The sequence below is a fragment of the Bacillus sp. FJAT-47783 genome, assembly GCF_022808615.1.
Taxonomy (GTDB): Bacteria; Bacillota; Bacilli; order Bacillales; family Aeribacillaceae; genus Bacillus_BZ.
The window spans coordinates 46,682-63,873 of record NZ_JAKZKS010000020.1 but is presented as its reverse complement, the minus strand read 5'-3'; the positions used below and the strand labels follow the sequence as shown (position 1 = coordinate 63,873).

The following is a 17,192-nucleotide window of genomic DNA, read 5'->3' as shown; positions in this document are numbered from 1 at the left end:
TCACCCTCTCAGGTCGGCTACGCATCGTCGCCTTGGTGAGCCGTTACCTCACCAACTAGCTAATGCGCCGCGGGCCCATCTGTAAGTGGTAGCCGAAGCCACCTTTTATCCTCCCCTCATGCGAGGGAAAAAGTTATCCGGTATTAGCCCCGGTTTCCCGGAGTTATCCCAGTCTTACAGGCAGGTTGCCCACGTGTTACTCACCCGTTCGCCGCTAACGTCAAGGGAGCAAGCTCCCTATCCGTTCGCTCGACTTGCATGTATTAGGCACGCCGCCAGCGTTCGTCCTGAGCCAGGATCAAACTCTCCAATAAAAGTTTGACTTGCTCATAAAATAAATAGAATTAACAGAAACGCTTGGTTTTGTTTAGTTTTCAAAGATCATTTCACATCAGACAATTTCTAATTTTAACAGAACAACCCAGATGTGTCAACAACTTTTTCATTATGTGTATTCGCTTTTTAACAGCGACTTTAACAATTTATCATAACAAATCGTTGATGTCAACATCTTTTGTTTTCTCACTTTCGCTTTCATCTCTCAGCGACATTTAATAATTTAACAGGTTTTTATTCCATCGTCAATAGATTTTTTAAAATTTATCTATTTTATTTTATCTCTCTTAACAAAAAAGGAAGTTCACCCAAAGCTAAGGAGTTATAAGAGCCAAGTATATTGAAAACCAAGACGTATAATGGAAGTTTCTCCATATATAAATTAACCGACATGTTTCCAACTTTCCATTCATAAACATGTACAAGAATGTTGGACAGGAGGAATACATCATGAATTCATTTTATGTGATTCGATTAAAGAAAATGAAACAGGTAATATTTTTATTAATTATCGCACTTTTCACAGCTACTCTAATGTACGTTGAAAACACATGGAAACTCCCCGTCTTTTCTACTGAAGACGGCCCGAAGGCTATATATAAAGGTGATGATAACAGTAAAAAAATCGCTTTAACCTTTAATATTAGTTGGGGGGATGAGAAAGCTCTCCCGATTTTAGATACTTTAAAAAAACATAAAATTCAAAACGCCACTTTCTTTTTATCAGCAGCATGGGCAGAACGACATCCTGACATTGTTAAAAGAATAATGGATGATGGTCACCAAATTGGGAGTATGGGATATGCCTACAATAATTATACACAACTAAAACCAGAAGAAGTTCGAAGGGACTTATCCCTTTCTCAGGAAACCTTTAAAAAACTCGGGGTTGAGGATATTGAACTTCTCCGTCCTCCTAGTAGTCATTTTAACCGCGATGTATTATCTATTGCTAATAAGTACGGATACACTATCGTTCATTATAGTATTAACTCAAATGATTGGCAAAACCCAGGCGTAAGTAAAATCGTCGAAAATGTTACAAGTTCATTAAAGGCTGGAGATATTATCCTATTGCACGCTTCAGATTCCGTCAAGCAAACAAACGATGCCTTACCCGCTATTATCAAAGAAATAAAAACAAGGAATTTACAAATTGTTTCCGTAGAGGAGCTTATTTCAAACGGTGACGTGAAAACAAAAGAGGTTAATTAAATTTAGATTAACTATTTTTTCACCAAAACCCCTGAAGCCTTACCCCTACTGTACTATTATCGTCTTGATTGACACGTAATCTAAAGTGACAATCATCCCCCTACCATAAATAGAAAAAAGAGCTAAAGGAATTCTCTTAGCTCTTTTTTCTATTCGGATACTGTCCCGTTATTTTCGGTAAAATTAATAATTGATAAGCATTACATACTAATAATGGAATGATCATTAAATATAGCCAATCTTTATCATTAGCACGTAGAGCTGGCATCCATTCAACGACAGAAACCACAACCATAAAAAATAACGCCGGTATAAATGCTGTACTATTCGTTTGTCTTTGTTTCAGATAAGCAATAACTAAACTAAATAGTAATATTAGCAAAGCAACCAATATGTACGACGTATAAGACTCTCCTTCTTCAGCAAACAGTTGAAAGCGGAAGTATACTAAATCAAATAGAACGAAAGCAATTAAAACAAGTTGAACAGCATTCCATAAAGAAGCTGTACGAAAGATACCTAGTCCGAATCGATGAATGGTCAAATAGGCAAAGAAGCCCATTTGACTGATAATACTAAAGATAAAGCCAACTCCAATTAGCCAAAATAATATCGATAAGATTTCAACGATATCAAAGGATGAAAACAATGCTTTATAATCATTCCAACGTAATAAAAATCCGACAATGCTTGTAGTAATTCCACCAACAAATAAAGTAGATATAAATAAACGAACCCAATTTCGACTTTTCACGATCAAATCCTCCAAATTTGATATCATTCTTATTGATTGTAACAAACCCTTTAAATATATTACCATATGGAAAAACTTTTTTTGCATAAAAATGGCGAGGAATCTCATCCTAAATATAGGAATGATTGATGGAAAGGAGCTAATCCAAAATGAAGAGCAAATTTCCGCTCCTCCTAGCTACTATAATTACCTTATTGTCATTTTCACTAGTAGGTTGTGCTGGAAACGAGGAATCAGCCGGGCAAATGGATTATGAAGAAACAAAGAAAATGGTTGTCGATATATTAAAAACGGATGAGGGGAAAAAAGCAATCCAAGAAGTTATGTCCGATGAAAAAATGCAACAAAATATCGTGATGGATCAAAAAATGGTGACTGATACGATAGAAAAAACATTAACTTCTGAAAAAGGTGTTAAGTTTTGGCAAAAGGTATTCGAAGATCCGAAGTTTTCTGAAGGATTTGCCAAGTCATTACAAAAAGAACACGAAAAAGTAATAAAAGGCTTAATGAAGGATCCTGAATATCAAGCGATGATGATTGATTTATTAAAGGATCCAAAAATAGAGGAGCAAATGCTTACCGTCGTAAAAAGTCAGCATTTTCGTAAACACCTTCAAACGGTAATAACCGAAACACTAGAAAGTCCTTTGTTTAAAACTAAAATGCAAGATACTCTATTAAAAGCCGCTGAAAAAATGCAAAAAGAAGAAGGTCAGCAAAAACAAGGGGAAGAAGCTGGTGGTGAAGAAAGCAATAAAGAATCTGAAGGCGGCAGTGAATAACCTATACAAAACAAAATTTGTATAAAAAAGGAAACCCACTAAACAATTGTATTGATATATAAACTTTTTTGAAATGTAAAGGGGTATCTCTAAGTCGAAGGTTCTACTTAGAGATACCCCCTATTTTTATGATGGATTTGGTACTAACTGAGCGACTTTTTCAGCTATTTGTTTATAGATTTTTCCAATAGGATGTTCCTCTTGATAAACAGATGGTGCAAAGTCTTCTTCATTCCAATCAGGCTGCTGCAGAGGTATTTGACCGAGGAGAGGAACACGTAATTCCTCCGCTAACTTTTCGCCGCCTCCTCGTCCAAATACATATTCCTTTACACCCGTTTCTTTGCTTTCATAATAGGCCATATTTTCAATGACACCTAAAATTTCATGATCCGTTTTTAACGCCATTGCACCTGCTCTTGCTGCTACAAACGCTGCTGTTGGATGTGGTGTTGAGACAACAATTTCTTTACAAGCTGGAAGCATCGTATGGACATCTAAAGCTACATCACCAGTTCCCGGTGGCAAATCAAGCAGTATGTAATCTAAGTCTCCCCACTCAACTTCTTGGAAAAAGTTATTTAACATCTTTCCTAACATCGGCCCACGCCAAACGACTGGCGCATTGTCTTCAACAAAAAAGCCCATGGAAATAACTTTTACCCCAAATCGCTCAACAGGTATAATTTTTTCACCACGAACGACTGGGCGTTTCGTAATACCCATCATATCCGGAACACTAAATCCGTATATATCCGCATCAATTAAGCCAACTTTTTTCCCTAAACGAGCGAGTGATACAGCAAGGTTTACAGAAACAGTCGACTTCCCTACTCCACCTTTTCCGCTCGCAATCGCTATAAACGTCGTTTTTCCATTTGAGAGAAGCGAAGCAGAATCATCAGTTGAATCATAATATTTCTTAACAACTTCCTCAGGAAGCTCAACAAAACGAAGACCAACTGTTTCAGCCCCTGCATTTTTTATTTGTTGTACAATTTGTTGTTGGAGCTGTAATTGTTCGCTCGTACCCGTTTTAGCAATCGCAACCTTTACACTAACATGTTTCTTCTCTTCTTTTATGCTAATTTCTTTAATAGCATTTAATTCTTTTAATGTTCTATGTAAAAATGGCTCTTCCAATTGTTCAATTATTTGTTTTACATCTTCTTGTCTCATCTCTTTCACCCCTTGTTGTCTCGTTTACATATATTATCTCTAGTATATCATATTTCTTAATGATCGAAGAACTTTAACATCTTGTGACGCCTTTTTAAATTTAAAGACCTAACATTTCTAAAAGTGTAGTCAAATTCGTATGACATGGTTTTGTCGTTATTTCATTAATTTGATGTTATTGACAAAATAAAAAACCCGCATGTACGCGAGTTTACTTTTCTTAGTCCGGTGGATTTTGTTCTCCCGATAAGTACCTTAATACACCCTTATATATCGATACCGCTACTTGATTTTGATATTCTTTAGTTGCTAATAACTCTTCCTCAGCAGGATTAGATAGGAATCCAACTTCAACAAGCGCCCCAGGCTTTTGAACATGCTTTAATAAGTAAATTCCATTAATTCTTTTAGCTAACCTGTCAGTATTTTCTAAGTTAGTTCGGAGCTCATCTTGTATAAATTTCGCTACAGCTTCATTCTCCTCGTATTTACCATCAAAGAATGTTTGCGCCCCTCGCCATCTAGATGACGGGATTGCATTCAAATGAATACTTAAAAATAAGTCAGCTTCGGATTCATTAATTAGATGTACCCTCTTTTTTATATCTTCTGCCTTTCGTCTACTATATCCGCGAGTGTCATCAGAAGCTAAATCTTCGTCTTCTTCCCTTGTCATTAACACAAGAGCACCTTGTTCTTGTAAGTAATCTCGAAGTTGTAAAGATATATTTAACGCAATATCCTTTTCTAAAAGCGACTTGCCAACAGCCCCCCCATCTGGCCCTCCATGACCAGGGTCAATGTAAATAACTTTTCCAGACAAAGGGAGATTCCACGATTTCCATGAATACGAATTCGTAAAAGGAAACTGAATAAGAACAACCAATATAACAACGCCAATAGCGAATAAAAACCATTTTCCCTTTCGACTCATTAGACCCCTCCTGCTCGTCCTTCTCTTTCATCATATGGGACATGGGGTCAAAATATGATTAGTGTAACTTTAGTTTGTGGCGTTTTTTTCCGATCGAATAGCCTTCTATCCACCATGAATGAACGAAACGTTCACTTAACATGAAAATGGATTCATCAACCATGTGATCATTCGTCGCTTTTCCCCAGCATAATAAATATTCGTACAGACTATGAATGATTTCAAGTTTCTCTTCCCTAGAACGGTATTTCACCCGATCTACAGATTCACCATAGTAACCAAATCGGCTATATTTAGCCCCTAATAAGAAAGATTCTATTGCATAGTCAACACAACCTTCTTCAACAACGGATTTGTATAACGTTCCACTTTGAAAGAGGAAAGAAAAATGATTTATTATTTTTTCTTTAATTTTTGATAAAGACAGCTCTTTTAACAGCTTTAATTCATAATCAACTTGCTTTTCTCGTCTCTTTTCATTTAAAGAATGTATAACATTCATCAATATGCCCCCTTTCTTGTATTTTGTTACGACTAAATCGATCTCATTCAATGCCCCATTTCCAAGTAAAGGGAGGAATAATGAATATAAAAAAAACACAACACGAGCGTGTTGTCGTTTTGTCGAGTCGTATAAGATTAACGTTTTGAGAAATATACAGGTATATTCTAAGTTTATCTATTCCGTTGAAATCCTTTTATATCAATATTTCGGGATTTGTTATATGAATAAAAATGTATGGTAAAGGGATGAAATTAACATTACTTGAACTAATTTACACTAAAATAATGGATGTTAGTTGAATACAATTTTTTATTTACGAATTTTCAAGTCAGATGATTTAAGTTCAAAATCAGTTAGGCTTGTATTTCCTCAAAAACATTTTCGTCGTTTCATCTTCAAATACAATCTCAGATTCATGTTCATTAATGTAAATTAACAAATCTTCTTTCCACTGTTCTTCTTCAATATTCCGCCCTTTTGACTCGATGAATATTCGCCTAAGGTAATCAGAATTTTGAAGGTATAAAATGAACTCTGGTTGGAATCCTGCTAAATTCACTTCATCATAAAAGCACCCCGTTATAGGAGTGCCCAGCCCAATTTCAATTACTATGCCCTTTATTTAATAAGCATTTTTTAATAGCTTCTATTTGATTAAGTTCATGCTCATAGTTTTTGAGTTTTAATTGATTTAACAATATATCAAAGAATTGTTTTGAATTATTAATGAGAACTTCCATCAAAACTTGCTCATTAAGCACCAAAGAATCTTCATCTATCGTTAATTTTGTTTTTCTGCCTACGTCCTTTTTTAAAATTACTTCAATTGGTTGACTAGGATAATAAAAAGTAGCCACTCCATTATCCAGATATTCTTCAATGGCATTCAAATAGTAAGAATATAAGGAAGGCAAGTCGTCAAAAATCGGTATGTTACCTATTTCTTTATAATTCGATATAAAAACTATACTTCCTTCTATCATCAATGTACCATTTTCTACATGTTCATCTCTATTTTTCTCAATAAATTCAACTAAAAACTCGTTATTAAAACCACCAATATAAGACTCAGAATTTTGAATTAGATCATTTAAATCATATACTTTTTTTTTAAGGTAGAAATTTTTTATTTCCACTAAAAATCACCCCACTTTTTACTTGGGATAAAGTTGTTTTATGTGTCCTTTACTTATCCCTAACACATATTTAACCCCTTTTACTGTTCCTTGTACTTGAAAAGTTGAATTCGTACCTTTTGATTTTAAATTGTTTCTATTTTGTTTCGCAAAACTTAAAGCAATATTTTTCACATCATTTACAGATAAATTTGGATTATAAAAAGTTTGCTTCTTCTTAACTGTACCGTTCCAATATTTTGGATGATGTCTTTCTAGCATGTGTTTCATATCAGTTTTAGTTATCTTGAAAGTATGCCCATCAACCTTATATGTTGCAGTTTTGAATGATTTCAAGGCATTAGTAACTTTTGATTTCGGTGCCTTTTTAAAAATTTTAGAACCCCATTTTATTACGTGTTTACCTCCACTGATAACAACTCTTGCTACAAGACCCCAGGCAAATGGTCGAATAATTATGGACTCGGATTCAATCGAAGAATCATCACCAACATATTCATTATCATCTACAACGTTCTCCCATTCAACTTCCTGAAGGTTCTTAAATAATTCAGGATTTTCATCATATGTAATCGAATTATCTTCTTCAACCACATCTGCCCAGTTCTGTATTCCTTCTTTAGCTGATGAAATAGACGGAGATAAGAATGAGAGTAGTAAAACAAACGCTATAAAACCACTTAAAAAAGCAAATTTTTTCATAAAAGTCTTTCCCCCCAATAGTATAATTTATGAATTTGAAATATTCAAAAATTTAATTTTAGCCTGTATTTCGCAAACTGTAAATATATGCAAAGGGTAATTTATTACAGTAGATGTGATTTCGCACCCTAAGGTGGTATGAAAACATTATTTTTAGTTTAGGGGGAAGATTTTAATTAATTTTTGAACTTCAAATAGTCGCCGAAGAACCATTTTTTAACACCCTTACTCTTTCCTTCTTATTTTACAGATAAATGGATTCGTCCAATCCTAAGTATTTTAATACCTTTTGTTGTTCGGTGGTCAGAGGTCTCCCAAACTGACGTTGTTGTTCCCCGTTTGGAAGCTTCAATACAATGACTTGTATACATTTAAACATTTGACCTGTCGGTTTGATTAGTTTCCTTTTCGCAGCTGCTATTAAAGGATTCTGCTCTGTGAAAGGACAATGATCTTGTTTTCACAAGGGATGATGGTTTACCGCTTCGTCTAGCATATCCAAACTATAAACTAAAGTCATTTATCGAAAAATATTCTACACAAAATAACAAATACACGGATTACGTCATACACATGATTCATTACTTTTTGAGGCGAGTGCAAGTATAAAAGAAGTTCAGGAACAATTAGGACATTCCGGAATCTCATATTAAAATGACCATGAACATCTACACTCATGTTACCAACCATATAAAAGAGCAAACAGCACAAAAGTTCCAAAGGCAACTTTGAACTATGAGTTGTGGTTAGAAGTAGTCAAAAATTTTCTCGTGGCCACAGGCTCTTTTAAGGTATAAAAAAGACCCTTCCCACAAAAGTGAAAAGAGTCTTGAGATTGATTAACGTTTTGAGAACTGAGGTGCACGACGAGCGCCTTTAAGTCCGTACTTCTTACGCTCTTTCATACGAGCATCACGAGTTAATAGACCTGCGCGCTTTAATGTCGCACGGTATTCTGGATCAGCTTCAAGTAACGCACGAGCGATACCATGACGGATTGCACCAGCTTGACCAGTAAATCCACCGCCAGAAACGTTTACTAATACATCGTAGTTACCTGCAGTTTCCGTTAAAGTTAACGGTTGTTTAATATCATTAATTAATGCTTGAGTCGGGATATATTCTTGAATGTCGCGTTTGTTAATCACGATACGGCCTTCTCCAGGAACTAGACGAACACGTGCAACAGAACTTTTACGACGACCTGTACCGTAGTATTGAACCTGTGCCAAAGTCATAACCTCCTTAATATATTATCCGCGAAGTTCGTAAACTTCTGGTTTTTGTGCTTCATGTGGATGTTCGCTACCGCGATATACATGTAACTTTTTGAACATTTGACGTCCAAGTTTACCTTTTGGAAGCATGCCGCGAATAGCAAGCTCTAACATTTTTTCAGAGTAGTTTGTGCGCATTTCTAAAGCTGTTCTAGATTTTAAACCACCTGGATGTTGGCTGTGACGGTAGTAAATTTTATCAGCTAATTTGTTACCACTTAACTCAATTTTTTCAGCGTTGATAATGATAACATGATCACCAGTATCAACATGTGGTGTATAAATTGGTTTATGTTTACCACGTAAGATAGATGCAACTTCACTTGCTAAACGACCTAACGTCTTACCAGCAGCATCTACAACGTACCATTTACGTTCTACTTCGTTTGCTTTCGCCATAAACGTTGTACGCATTGTTTTCCCTCCTAAATAATAAAAGTCCAAAATCTTCATTAGTCTATTTCAAAACACGATTAATTCCGGGGCTAATCGTGGGGATGAAATACATACCATATGATATGATATAACGTTGAGAAGTCAATGTCAAGAAAATGTTACACCTGGTTTAGTTGTCATAATAAACACGCCACAGAAATAATCCTTTTCCAGGTGCGGTTTTCCCAGCTGCATTTCGACTTTTGGCTGCTATAATATTTTTTATGTCCATCGGTGAACGTTTACCTGAACCAACTTCTAATAGCGTTCCTACTAAAATTCGCACCATGTTATAAAGAAATCCACTACCGATAAATCGAAACACTATATCGTCATGTTCCTTAAAAATTTCGATATGATAAATGGTACGAACTTTATCTTCTACTTCCGTTTTTGTTGAGCAAAAGCTCGTAAAGTCATGTGTTCCAATCAAATATTTAGCCGCTTCCCTCATATCCTCAATACAGAGCTTATGGGCAACATGATACCGATAGTTTCGATTAAATACATTTGGATACGGGGCTGAATGAACGAAGTAACGGTATTCCTTCCTTGTAGCACTAAAACGAGCGTGAAAGGTATCCTCTACCTTCTCTGCATCACAGACAACAACATCATCTGGTAAAAGGCTGTTTAAAGCAATCGGCCATTTATCAATCGGAATATTCAATCCCGTATCAAAATGAATGACTTGGCCAACAGCATGCACAAAAGTATCTGTTCTTCCAGAGGCAAAAACTTTTACTTCCTTTTTTTTATGAAGCTTTTGTAGTGCCGTTTGTAGCTCCCCTTGTACCGTTCTTTCGTTCGGCTGCACTTGATAACCGTTGAACGATGATCCGTCATAAGAAACCGTACATTTAATTCTCATGTAAAAAACTCCTAAGAGCGTAGTAATAGTAATATGACAACGATAATGAGGAAAGTGAGCAGAATGAATGTATCTTTCAAATTCCACTGAAGCTGACGCAATTTTGTTCTTCCTTCACTACCTTTATACCCTCTTGCTTCCATTGCTGTCGCCAATTCTTCTGCTCGTTTAAAGGCGCTAATAAATAACGGGACTAAAAGTGGGATAATGGCTTCTATACGCTTTTTAATCGTCCCTGTTGAAAAGTCTGTTCCTCTTGCCATTTGAGCTTTCATAATTTTCTCCGTCTCTTCCATTAATGTTGGGATAAACCGTAATGAAATCGACATCATCAGTGCTAATTCGTGGACAGGCAGCTTCAACTTTTTAAATGGTGCAAGCAACGTTTCTAGTCCATCGGTTATTTCGATAGGTGTCGTCGTTAATGTGAGAATCGTTGTGACGAGTATTAAATAAATAAACCGTAATGTAATATAAACACCTTGTTGAATCCCTTCATCGTATACGCGAAAGAAGCCGATGCTGAATATAACGTTACCTTCTTTTGTAAACAATATGTGCAAAATAAAGGTAAACAAAATAATCCATAAAATCGGTTTTAACCCATTCAATAAAAAACGAACGGGAAGTCTCGTAAGCAAGACTACTAATAATGTGTAGGCTCCTAAAATAGAATAGGTCACTGCATTGTTCGCTATAAATACAACAATTACAAACGAAAATACGAATATTAATTTTGCTCTTGGATCCATCTTATGAATAACGGATACTCCAGGTACATACTTTCCAATAATCATACTGTTCATCATTGTTCGTCTTGACCTCGTAAAATGGAATAGAGTATTTGAGCTGTCTCATCAACTGTCATAGGCTTTCTGTCTATTTTACATCCAAGCTTTTCTTCCAGCTTCATTATAAATTTGACGGTCTCAGGCAAGTCGAGTTCATAAGAAGCTAGCAGCTCAGGTGATTGAAATAGTTCTTGTGGTGTACCTGTCACTGCCAATGTACCGTTATGCATAACCGCAATTTTATCGGCATATTTTGCAGCATCTTCCATACTGTGTGTCACTAATATGGTTGTTAATTGTTTTTCTTGATGGAGGCGATAAAACATCTCCATCATATCCTGTCTTCCTTTCGGATCTAATCCAGCTGTTGGCTCATCTAAAACTAATACTTCCGGCTCCATTGCTAGTACACCTGCAATGGCTACCCTTCTCATTTGTCCTCCACTTAACTCAAATGGAGAGCGTGTTAATACTTCTTGAGGAAGACCCACGAGTTGAATAGCGTCTTGAGCCTTTTTTTTTGCCTCTTCTAAAGATGCTCCAAAATTTAATGGTCCAAACGCAATATCTTTTTCTACCGTTTCTTCGAATAATTGATGCTCAGGAAACTGAAAGACAATCCCGACTTTTTTTCGAACAGATTTTAAATTTTTCTCTTTTTTTCCTGCCTCAATTTTTTTATCCCCTAGTTGAATGGAGCCTTTCGTCGGTAACAATAGTGCATTTAAATGCTGTAAAATTGTAGACTTTCCAGAACCAGTATGCCCAATAATCGCTAAATACGTACCTTCCTCTATTGTCATAGATATGTCGTACAAAGCTAACCGTTCAAAAGGTGTATTCGCTTGATAACGATGTTCTAAGTTTTGAATGTTAATGTGCATAGTTCATCCACCAAGCTTTCTTCTGTTAAATGATGTTGTTGTAAAGAAATTCCTAGTTGTTTCAATTTCTTACTAAGCTTGAAGGAAAACGGAAGGTCAAGTCCAATTTCATTGAGCTTTTCATCTAACTGGAATATCTCATGGGGCGTCCCTTCAGCATATTTGAAACCGTCATTCATAACAATAATCCGATCGGCCAGAGCCGCCTCCTCTAGATCATGCGTAATGGAAATAACAGTTATTTGCCCTTGTTTTTTTAACTCTCTTACTGTTTTCAATACATCATTTCGACCGATTGGGTCTAACATAGACGTTGCCTCATCTAAAATAATGATTTTGGGTTGAACAGCTAACACACTTGCAATCGCAACTCGTTGCTTTTGTCCACCGGATAGATGATGTGGTTCATAGTCTAAAAAGTTTGACATATTCACTTTCTCAATAGCCCATTTAATTCGTTTAAGCATCTCTTCCCGTGGCACCCCTAAGTTTTCCAATCCAAAAGCGACATCATCTCTCACCGTCGTCCCAACAAATTGATTATCTGGGTTTTGAAACACCATGCCAACGTGCTTTCTAATTTCCCAAACCGTATGTTCATTCAGAGGTGTCCCGAGTACATGAATGGTTCCCTCTTCAGGTAGTAATAGACCATTTAATAATCGTGCAAGTGTCGATTTTCCTGAGCCGTTGTGACCAACGATAGCGAGCCATTCACCCTTATGGGCACACATAGAAACTTGTTGAAGTGCAGCACGTTCTTTTTGATCACTCCGATATCGGAATGTTACATCTTTTACTTGAATAACTGGTTGCCCCATTGCCAACCTCCTCTCGACTCTGCTCATCTTGTCAAATAAAAAAGGGCAGTATCCAGTTACAATAACTGTCCCGCCCTTAGAAGTGAATATGTGAAATTAAACTAGTTCAATAATAACCATTGGCGCTCCATCGCCACGGCGAGGACCAAGCTTCATAATGCGTGTATAACCGCCTTGGCGTTCTTGGTAGCGAGGTGCGATATCAGCAAAAAGCTTTTGAACAGCATCTTGCCCTTCACTTGCTTCCTCGTTTCGAATGTATGCAGATGCTTGACGACGAGCATGCAAATCGCCACGTTTACCAAGTGTGATCATTTTTTCAACAACAGAACGCAATTCTTTCGCACGGCTTTCAGTTGTTTCAATGCGTTCGTTGATAATTAAATCAGTTGCTAAATCACGAAGTAATGCTTTGCGTTGAGCACTTGTACGTCCTAATTTTCTGTATGACATGTGATGTCCCCTCCTTTGTTGAATGATAATCTATCGAATAAACATACGAAAATACTAGTTAATCTCTTAACTAGTCATCTTTTCGCAACCCTAAACCTAAATCTTCAAGCTTAGCCTTAACTTCTTCTAAAGATTTACGGCCTAAATTACGAACCTTCATCATATCTTCCTCAGTCTTATTCGCTAACTCTTGAACTGTGTTAATACCAGCACGTTTCAAGCAATTATAAGAACGAACAGACAAGTCTAGCTCCTCAATCGTCATTTCAAGCACTTTCTCTTTTTGGTCTTCTTCTTTTTCAACCATAATTTCGACATTTTGTGCTTCATCTGTTAAGCTGACGAAAATATTAAGATGTTCAGTTAAAATTTTAGAGCCTAATGCAATTGCTTCTTTTGGACCGATACTGCCATCAGTCCAAACGTCAAACGTTAGCTTGTCAAAGTTAGTCACTTGACCTACACGCGTATTTTCAACTTGATAAAGAACGCGTGAAACCGGAGTGAAAATTGAATCGATTGGGATAACACCAATTGGTTGATCGTCACGTTTGTTCCCATCAGCTGGTGTATACCCACGTCCACGTTTCGCAGTCAATCTCATCCGAAGATGTGCATCTTTTGCAAGTGTTGCTATATGAAGGTCAGGATTTAGAATTTCGACATCACTATCGTGAGTAATATCAGCAGCGGTTACAGCTCCTTCACCCTGTACATCAATTTCTAGCGTCTTCTCTTCTTCAGAATAGATTTTCAGAGCAAGCTTTTTTAGGTTTAAAATAATCGTTGTAACATCTTCAACAACACCATCGATAGTTGAAAATTCATGTAAAACACCATCAATTTGAATAGATGTTACAGCGGCACCAGGGAGTGAGGATAGTAGGATACGACGTAAGGAGTTACCCAAAGTTGTACCATATCCACGCTCAAGTGGCTCGACGACGAATTTTCCATACTTAGCGTCATCGCTGATTTCAACCGTTTCGATTTTTGGTTTTTCAATTTCGATCATTCTCTATAAAACCCTCCTTCAAAACGTCGAAACCCCGGCTAGACTATAGCGAAAAAACGCGTCTAACCGAAATTCCCCAATCATAAGTTCCCGAATGTGCACAACAACAAATGATCATTCTGCCAGAATCTAGAAACCGTATCATAACCCAGTATTGACAAGGTTACAAAATATATACAGGTAAAATTATACGCGGCGACGTTTTGGCGGACGGCAACCGTTATGTGGTACTGGCGTTACGTCTTTAATAGCCGTAACTTCAAGACCTGCAGCTTGTAGCGCACGAATAGCAGCTTCACGACCTGCGCCAGGACCTTTAACAGTAACCTCTAAAGATTTTAACCCATGCTCCATAGATGCTTTCGCTGCAGTTTCAGCAGCCATTTGTGCTGCGAAAGGAGTAGATTTACGAGAACCTTTAAATCCTAACGCACCTGCACTTGACCAAGAAATTGCGTTGCCATGAACGTCAGTGATTGTAACGATAGTATTGTTAAATGTTGAGCGAATATGAGCGATACCAGACTCAATATTCTTTTTTACGCGACGTTTACGAGTGTTTGTTTTACGAGCCATTCGTTTGAAACCTCCCTTACATTATTTTTTCTTATTCGCAACAGTTTTACGAGGGCCTTTACGTGTACGTGCGTTGTTTTTCGTGTTTTGACCACGAACTGGTAAGCCGCGACGATGACGTAAGCCACGATAGCATCCAATTTCGATAAGACGTTTAATGTTAAGAGAAACTTCACGACGAAGATCTCCTTCAACTTTATACGTATCAACGATATCACGGATTTTCCCTAATTCTTCTTCAGTTAAATCACGTACGCGTGTATCTTCAGAAACTCCAGCCTCCGCTAAGATTTTTTCAGCAGTTGGACGTCCAATTCCAAAAATATATGTTAAAGATACGACAACACGTTTATCACGTGGAATATCTACACCAGCAATACGAGCCATGTTAAAAAAGCACCTCCTTCAAGATTAACCTTGTTTTTGCTTATGTTTTGGATTTTCACAAATAACCATTACTTTTCCTTTTCTGCGAATCACTTTACATTTTTCACAGATTGGTTTAACCGATGGTCTAACTTTCATATTTTTTCAACCTCCTTAAGTCAACGGAGTGCTAGTTATTTATACCGATACGTGATTCTACCTCTAGTTAAATCATATGGTGATAGTTCAACTGTAACTTTGTCACCAGGCAAAATGCGGATGAAATGCATGCGAATTTTACCAGAAACATGCGCAAGTACAGTATGACCGTTTTCTAATTCAACTTTAAACATTGCATTAGGCAACGTTTCAATTACCGTACCTTCAACTTCAATTACATCGTCTTTCGCCATCTACTTGTTCTCCCTTCTTCAAATCAGTAACTTGCTCATTGACAAACTTGGAGACAGCATAACGAAGCTTACCATTTGTCACACGACCAGTTTCCAATATACTGTTCTGAACTTCCGGAGATACGCAATCTAAAAATTCAAGATGATGCATATTTTTCTTTTTAGGAGAATGAAACTTTCGTTTATCCCCATCTGCTATTAACACGAATTTCTCATCGAGAATTTTAATAATAATCGCATATTGTCCTGCTTCTCTCCCTTGCTTGATCAGGACAAATTGACCTATTCGTGGACTCGATTCAGAATCGACCAACTATTATCACCTTCACTTAGGCTTTAGTTAAAATTTCATACCCAGCTTCAGTTATAGCAATCGTGTGCTCAAAGTGTGCACACATCTTGCCATCAACTGTTACAACAGTCCAGTTATCAGGCAATGTTTTGACATAACGGCTACCGGCATTGACCATTGGTTCAATTGCCAACACCATACCTGGTTTTAGTCTAGGACCCTTATTAGGTGGTCCATAATGTGGTATTTGCGGGTCTTCATGTAATTCTTGCCCTACACCATGACCTACATACTCACGAACAATCGAAAAATGGTGAGATTCAACATATGTTTGAATCGCATGGGAAATGTTCGAAAGTCTTTCACCTGGCTTAGCCTCATCAAGTCCTCTATATAACGACTCCTCTGTTACATCCAGCAGTTTTTGATTTTCTTCAGATATCGTTCCTACAGGATAAGTCCAAGCGGAGTCCCCGTGATATCCATTATATTTTGCACCAATGTCAATGCTGATGATATCCCCTTCCTTTAATACACGATCTCCGGGAATACCATGAACAAGTTCTTCATTGACTGAGGCACAAATACTCCCGCGAAAACCATTATACCCTTTAAATGAAGGAATTGCATCATTCTTTCGGATAAACTTTTCAGCAATTGCATCCAATTCTCTAGTTGTAATTCCTGGCTGAATGTACTTCTGAAGCTCCAGGTGTGTTAATGCTACAATGCGTCCAGCTTCACGCATGATCTCAATCTCACGTGGAGTTTTGCAAATGATCATTCACCTAAGCCTCCAAGCAATTCAGAAATGCAAACGAAAACTTTATCAATTGGTTGTTGTCCATCAATATTACGTAAGTAGCCTTTACTTTCATAGAAGTCTAATAAAGGTTTTGTTTGCTTTACATTTACTTCTAAGCGGTTAGCAACTGTTTCTTCATTATCATCTGCACGTTGGTATAACTCCCCGCCACATTTGTCACAAGTATCACTTTGACTCGGTGGATTAAATACAAGATGATATGTTGCGCCGCAGTTTTTACAAATGCGTCGTCCTGTAAGACGTTCCATTAAAATTTCTTGATTAACGTCAATATTAATTACGAAATCAATTTGTTTGTTAAGTTCTGTTAAAATTTCTTCTAATGCTTCTGCTTGAGCAACCGTTCGTGGAAAACCATCCAACAAAAAGCCTTTTTCACAATCATTCTTGCCTAAACGCTCACGAACAATACCGATTGTCACTTCATCTGGAACAAGTTCTCCTTGATCAATGAACGATTTAGCTTTTAAACCTAACTCGGTTCCTTCCTTCATAGCTGCTCGAAACATATCTCCTGTTGAGATATGAGGGATGTTATATTGTTCAACAATCTTTTCGGCTTGCGTACCTTTACCTGCACCAGGTAAACCCATTAACACTAAATTCATGTATTCTCCCCCTCAAAC

24 protein-coding genes, 1 rRNA gene and 1 pseudogene are annotated in these 17,192 nt (G+C 37.0%); 3 read left to right on the top strand and 23 right to left on the bottom strand.

Features of this window, described 5'->3' with window-relative positions:
* Positions 1-314 (bottom strand): 16S ribosomal RNA (locus MLD65_RS13665); the annotation flags it as partial.
* A gap of 472 nt (positions 315-786) precedes the next feature.
* Between MLD65_RS13665 and pdaB the strand changes: the two genes are divergently transcribed.
* Entirely contained in the window at positions 787-1,551 is a 765-nt protein-coding gene (gene pdaB, locus MLD65_RS13660) for a polysaccharide deacetylase family sporulation protein PdaB (RefSeq protein ID WP_243292426.1), read from the top strand.
* A gap of 136 nt (positions 1,552-1,687) precedes the next feature.
* Here pdaB and MLD65_RS13655 read toward each other — a convergent pair whose 3' ends face one another.
* Positions 1,688-2,305 carry a KinB-signaling pathway activation protein gene (locus MLD65_RS13655; protein WP_243292425.1) on the bottom strand — a complete coding sequence of 206 codons (618 nt, stop codon included), beginning with the start codon at positions 2,303-2,305 and terminating at the stop codon, positions 1,688-1,690.
* 149 nt (positions 2,306-2,454) lie between these two features.
* On the opposite strand from MLD65_RS13655, the gene gerD reads away from it, so the two are divergent.
* The gene (gene gerD / locus MLD65_RS13650) at positions 2,455-3,090 is read left to right on the top strand and encodes a spore germination lipoprotein GerD (protein ID WP_243292424.1); all 636 of its coding nucleotides are present in this window, start codon (positions 2,455-2,457) and stop codon (positions 3,088-3,090) included.
* Positions 3,091-3,216: 126 nt separating this feature from the next.
* Here the strand turns inward: gerD and MLD65_RS13645 are convergent, their stop codons facing one another.
* The 6 genes from MLD65_RS13645 to MLD65_RS13620 all read right to left on the bottom strand — a co-directional run bounded on the left by MLD65_RS13645 (position 3,217) and on the right by MLD65_RS13620 (position 7,546).
* The gene (locus MLD65_RS13645; RefSeq protein ID WP_243292423.1) at positions 3,217-4,269 is read right to left on the bottom strand and encodes an Mrp/NBP35 family ATP-binding protein; all 1,053 of its coding nucleotides are present in this window, start codon (positions 4,267-4,269) and stop codon (positions 3,217-3,219) included.
* A 220-nt stretch (positions 4,270-4,489) separates the two neighbouring features.
* Complete coding sequence (gene cwlD, locus MLD65_RS13640; RefSeq protein WP_243292422.1) at positions 4,490-5,203, bottom strand: N-acetylmuramoyl-L-alanine amidase CwlD; 714 nt, start codon at positions 5,201-5,203, stop codon at positions 4,490-4,492.
* Positions 5,204-5,261: 58 nt separating this feature from the next.
* Positions 5,262-5,705: a DUF2521 family protein gene (locus MLD65_RS13635; RefSeq protein WP_243292421.1), complete on the bottom strand. Its 444-nt coding sequence runs from the start codon at positions 5,703-5,705 to the stop codon at positions 5,262-5,264.
* A 352-nt stretch (positions 5,706-6,057) separates the two neighbouring features.
* Positions 6,058-6,267, bottom strand: coding sequence for a hypothetical protein (locus MLD65_RS13630; protein ID WP_243292420.1), 210 nt, complete (start codon positions 6,265-6,267; stop codon positions 6,058-6,060).
* Positions 6,268-6,310: 43 nt separating this feature from the next.
* Positions 6,311-6,844, bottom strand: a complete 534-nt coding sequence (locus MLD65_RS13625) for a hypothetical protein (protein WP_243292419.1) — start codon at positions 6,842-6,844, stop codon at positions 6,311-6,313.
* An 18-nt stretch (positions 6,845-6,862) separates the two neighbouring features.
* Positions 6,863-7,546, bottom strand: coding sequence for a hypothetical protein (locus MLD65_RS13620; protein ID WP_243292418.1), 684 nt, complete (start codon positions 7,544-7,546; stop codon positions 6,863-6,865).
* 554 nt (positions 7,547-8,100) lie between these two features.
* Here MLD65_RS13620 and MLD65_RS18455 point away from each other — a divergent pair.
* Positions 8,101-8,278, top strand: a pseudogene (locus tag MLD65_RS18455) (tyrosine-type recombinase/integrase); the annotation flags it as partial.
* A gap of 107 nt (positions 8,279-8,385) precedes the next feature.
* Here MLD65_RS18455 and rpsI read toward each other — a convergent pair.
* The 15 genes from rpsI to MLD65_RS13540 all read right to left on the bottom strand — a co-directional run bounded on the left by rpsI (position 8,386) and on the right by MLD65_RS13540 (position 17,174).
* Positions 8,386-8,778, bottom strand: coding sequence for a 30S ribosomal protein S9 (rpsI, locus tag MLD65_RS13610; RefSeq protein WP_243292417.1), 393 nt, complete (start codon positions 8,776-8,778; stop codon positions 8,386-8,388).
* Between the two features lie 21 nt (positions 8,779-8,799).
* The gene (rplM, locus tag MLD65_RS13605) at positions 8,800-9,237 is read right to left on the bottom strand and encodes a 50S ribosomal protein L13 (protein ID WP_243292416.1); all 438 of its coding nucleotides are present in this window, start codon (positions 9,235-9,237) and stop codon (positions 8,800-8,802) included.
* A gap of 151 nt (positions 9,238-9,388) precedes the next feature.
* Entirely contained in the window at positions 9,389-10,129 is a 741-nt protein-coding gene (gene truA, locus MLD65_RS13600) for a tRNA pseudouridine(38-40) synthase TruA (RefSeq protein WP_243292415.1), read from the bottom strand.
* 11 nt (positions 10,130-10,140) lie between these two features.
* Positions 10,141-10,938 carry an energy-coupling factor transporter transmembrane component T family protein gene (locus MLD65_RS13595; protein WP_243292414.1) on the bottom strand — a complete coding sequence of 266 codons (798 nt, stop codon included), beginning with the start codon at positions 10,936-10,938 and terminating at the stop codon, positions 10,141-10,143.
* A complete protein-coding gene (locus tag MLD65_RS13590) occupies positions 10,935-11,804 on the bottom strand; it encodes an energy-coupling factor ABC transporter ATP-binding protein (protein ID WP_243292413.1) in 870 nt (289 codons plus the stop codon). The genes MLD65_RS13595 and MLD65_RS13590 overlap by 4 nt, the downstream gene beginning before the upstream one ends.
* Positions 11,780-12,625 (bottom strand): energy-coupling factor ABC transporter ATP-binding protein, encoded by an 846-nt coding sequence (locus tag MLD65_RS13585; protein WP_243292412.1) that lies wholly within the window; start codon positions 12,623-12,625, stop codon positions 11,780-11,782. The genes MLD65_RS13590 and MLD65_RS13585 overlap by 25 nt, the downstream gene beginning before the upstream one ends.
* Before the next feature lie 96 nt (positions 12,626-12,721).
* The gene (gene rplQ / locus MLD65_RS13580) at positions 12,722-13,078 is read right to left on the bottom strand and encodes a 50S ribosomal protein L17 (protein WP_243292411.1); all 357 of its coding nucleotides are present in this window, start codon (positions 13,076-13,078) and stop codon (positions 12,722-12,724) included.
* A 70-nt stretch (positions 13,079-13,148) separates the two neighbouring features.
* Complete coding sequence (locus tag MLD65_RS13575; protein WP_243292410.1) at positions 13,149-14,093, bottom strand: DNA-directed RNA polymerase subunit alpha; 945 nt, start codon at positions 14,091-14,093, stop codon at positions 13,149-13,151.
* Positions 14,094-14,279: 186 nt separating this feature from the next.
* Positions 14,280-14,669 (bottom strand): 30S ribosomal protein S11, encoded by a 390-nt coding sequence (rpsK, locus tag MLD65_RS13570; protein WP_243292409.1) that lies wholly within the window; start codon positions 14,667-14,669, stop codon positions 14,280-14,282.
* A gap of 21 nt (positions 14,670-14,690) precedes the next feature.
* The gene (gene rpsM, locus MLD65_RS13565) at positions 14,691-15,056 is read right to left on the bottom strand and encodes a 30S ribosomal protein S13 (RefSeq protein WP_243292408.1); all 366 of its coding nucleotides are present in this window, start codon (positions 15,054-15,056) and stop codon (positions 14,691-14,693) included.
* Between the two features lie 24 nt (positions 15,057-15,080).
* A complete protein-coding gene (gene rpmJ, locus MLD65_RS13560; RefSeq protein ID WP_003156543.1) occupies positions 15,081-15,194 on the bottom strand; it encodes a 50S ribosomal protein L36 in 114 nt (37 codons plus the stop codon).
* Between the two features lie 35 nt (positions 15,195-15,229).
* On the bottom strand, positions 15,230-15,448 hold the full coding sequence (gene infA / locus MLD65_RS13555) for a translation initiation factor IF-1 (RefSeq protein WP_243292407.1): 219 nt from the start codon (positions 15,446-15,448) through the stop codon (positions 15,230-15,232).
* Positions 15,426-15,761 (bottom strand): KOW domain-containing RNA-binding protein, encoded by a 336-nt coding sequence (locus tag MLD65_RS13550; protein ID WP_243292406.1) that lies wholly within the window; start codon positions 15,759-15,761, stop codon positions 15,426-15,428. The genes infA and MLD65_RS13550 overlap by 23 nt, the downstream gene beginning before the upstream one ends.
* Before the next feature lie 16 nt (positions 15,762-15,777).
* On the bottom strand, positions 15,778-16,524 hold the full coding sequence (gene map, locus MLD65_RS13545; protein WP_243292405.1) for a type I methionyl aminopeptidase: 747 nt from the start codon (positions 16,522-16,524) through the stop codon (positions 15,778-15,780).
* A complete protein-coding gene (locus tag MLD65_RS13540) occupies positions 16,521-17,174 on the bottom strand; it encodes an adenylate kinase (protein WP_243292404.1) in 654 nt (217 codons plus the stop codon). The genes map and MLD65_RS13540 overlap by 4 nt, the downstream gene beginning before the upstream one ends.
* Between the last annotated feature and the right edge of the window lie 18 nt (positions 17,175-17,192).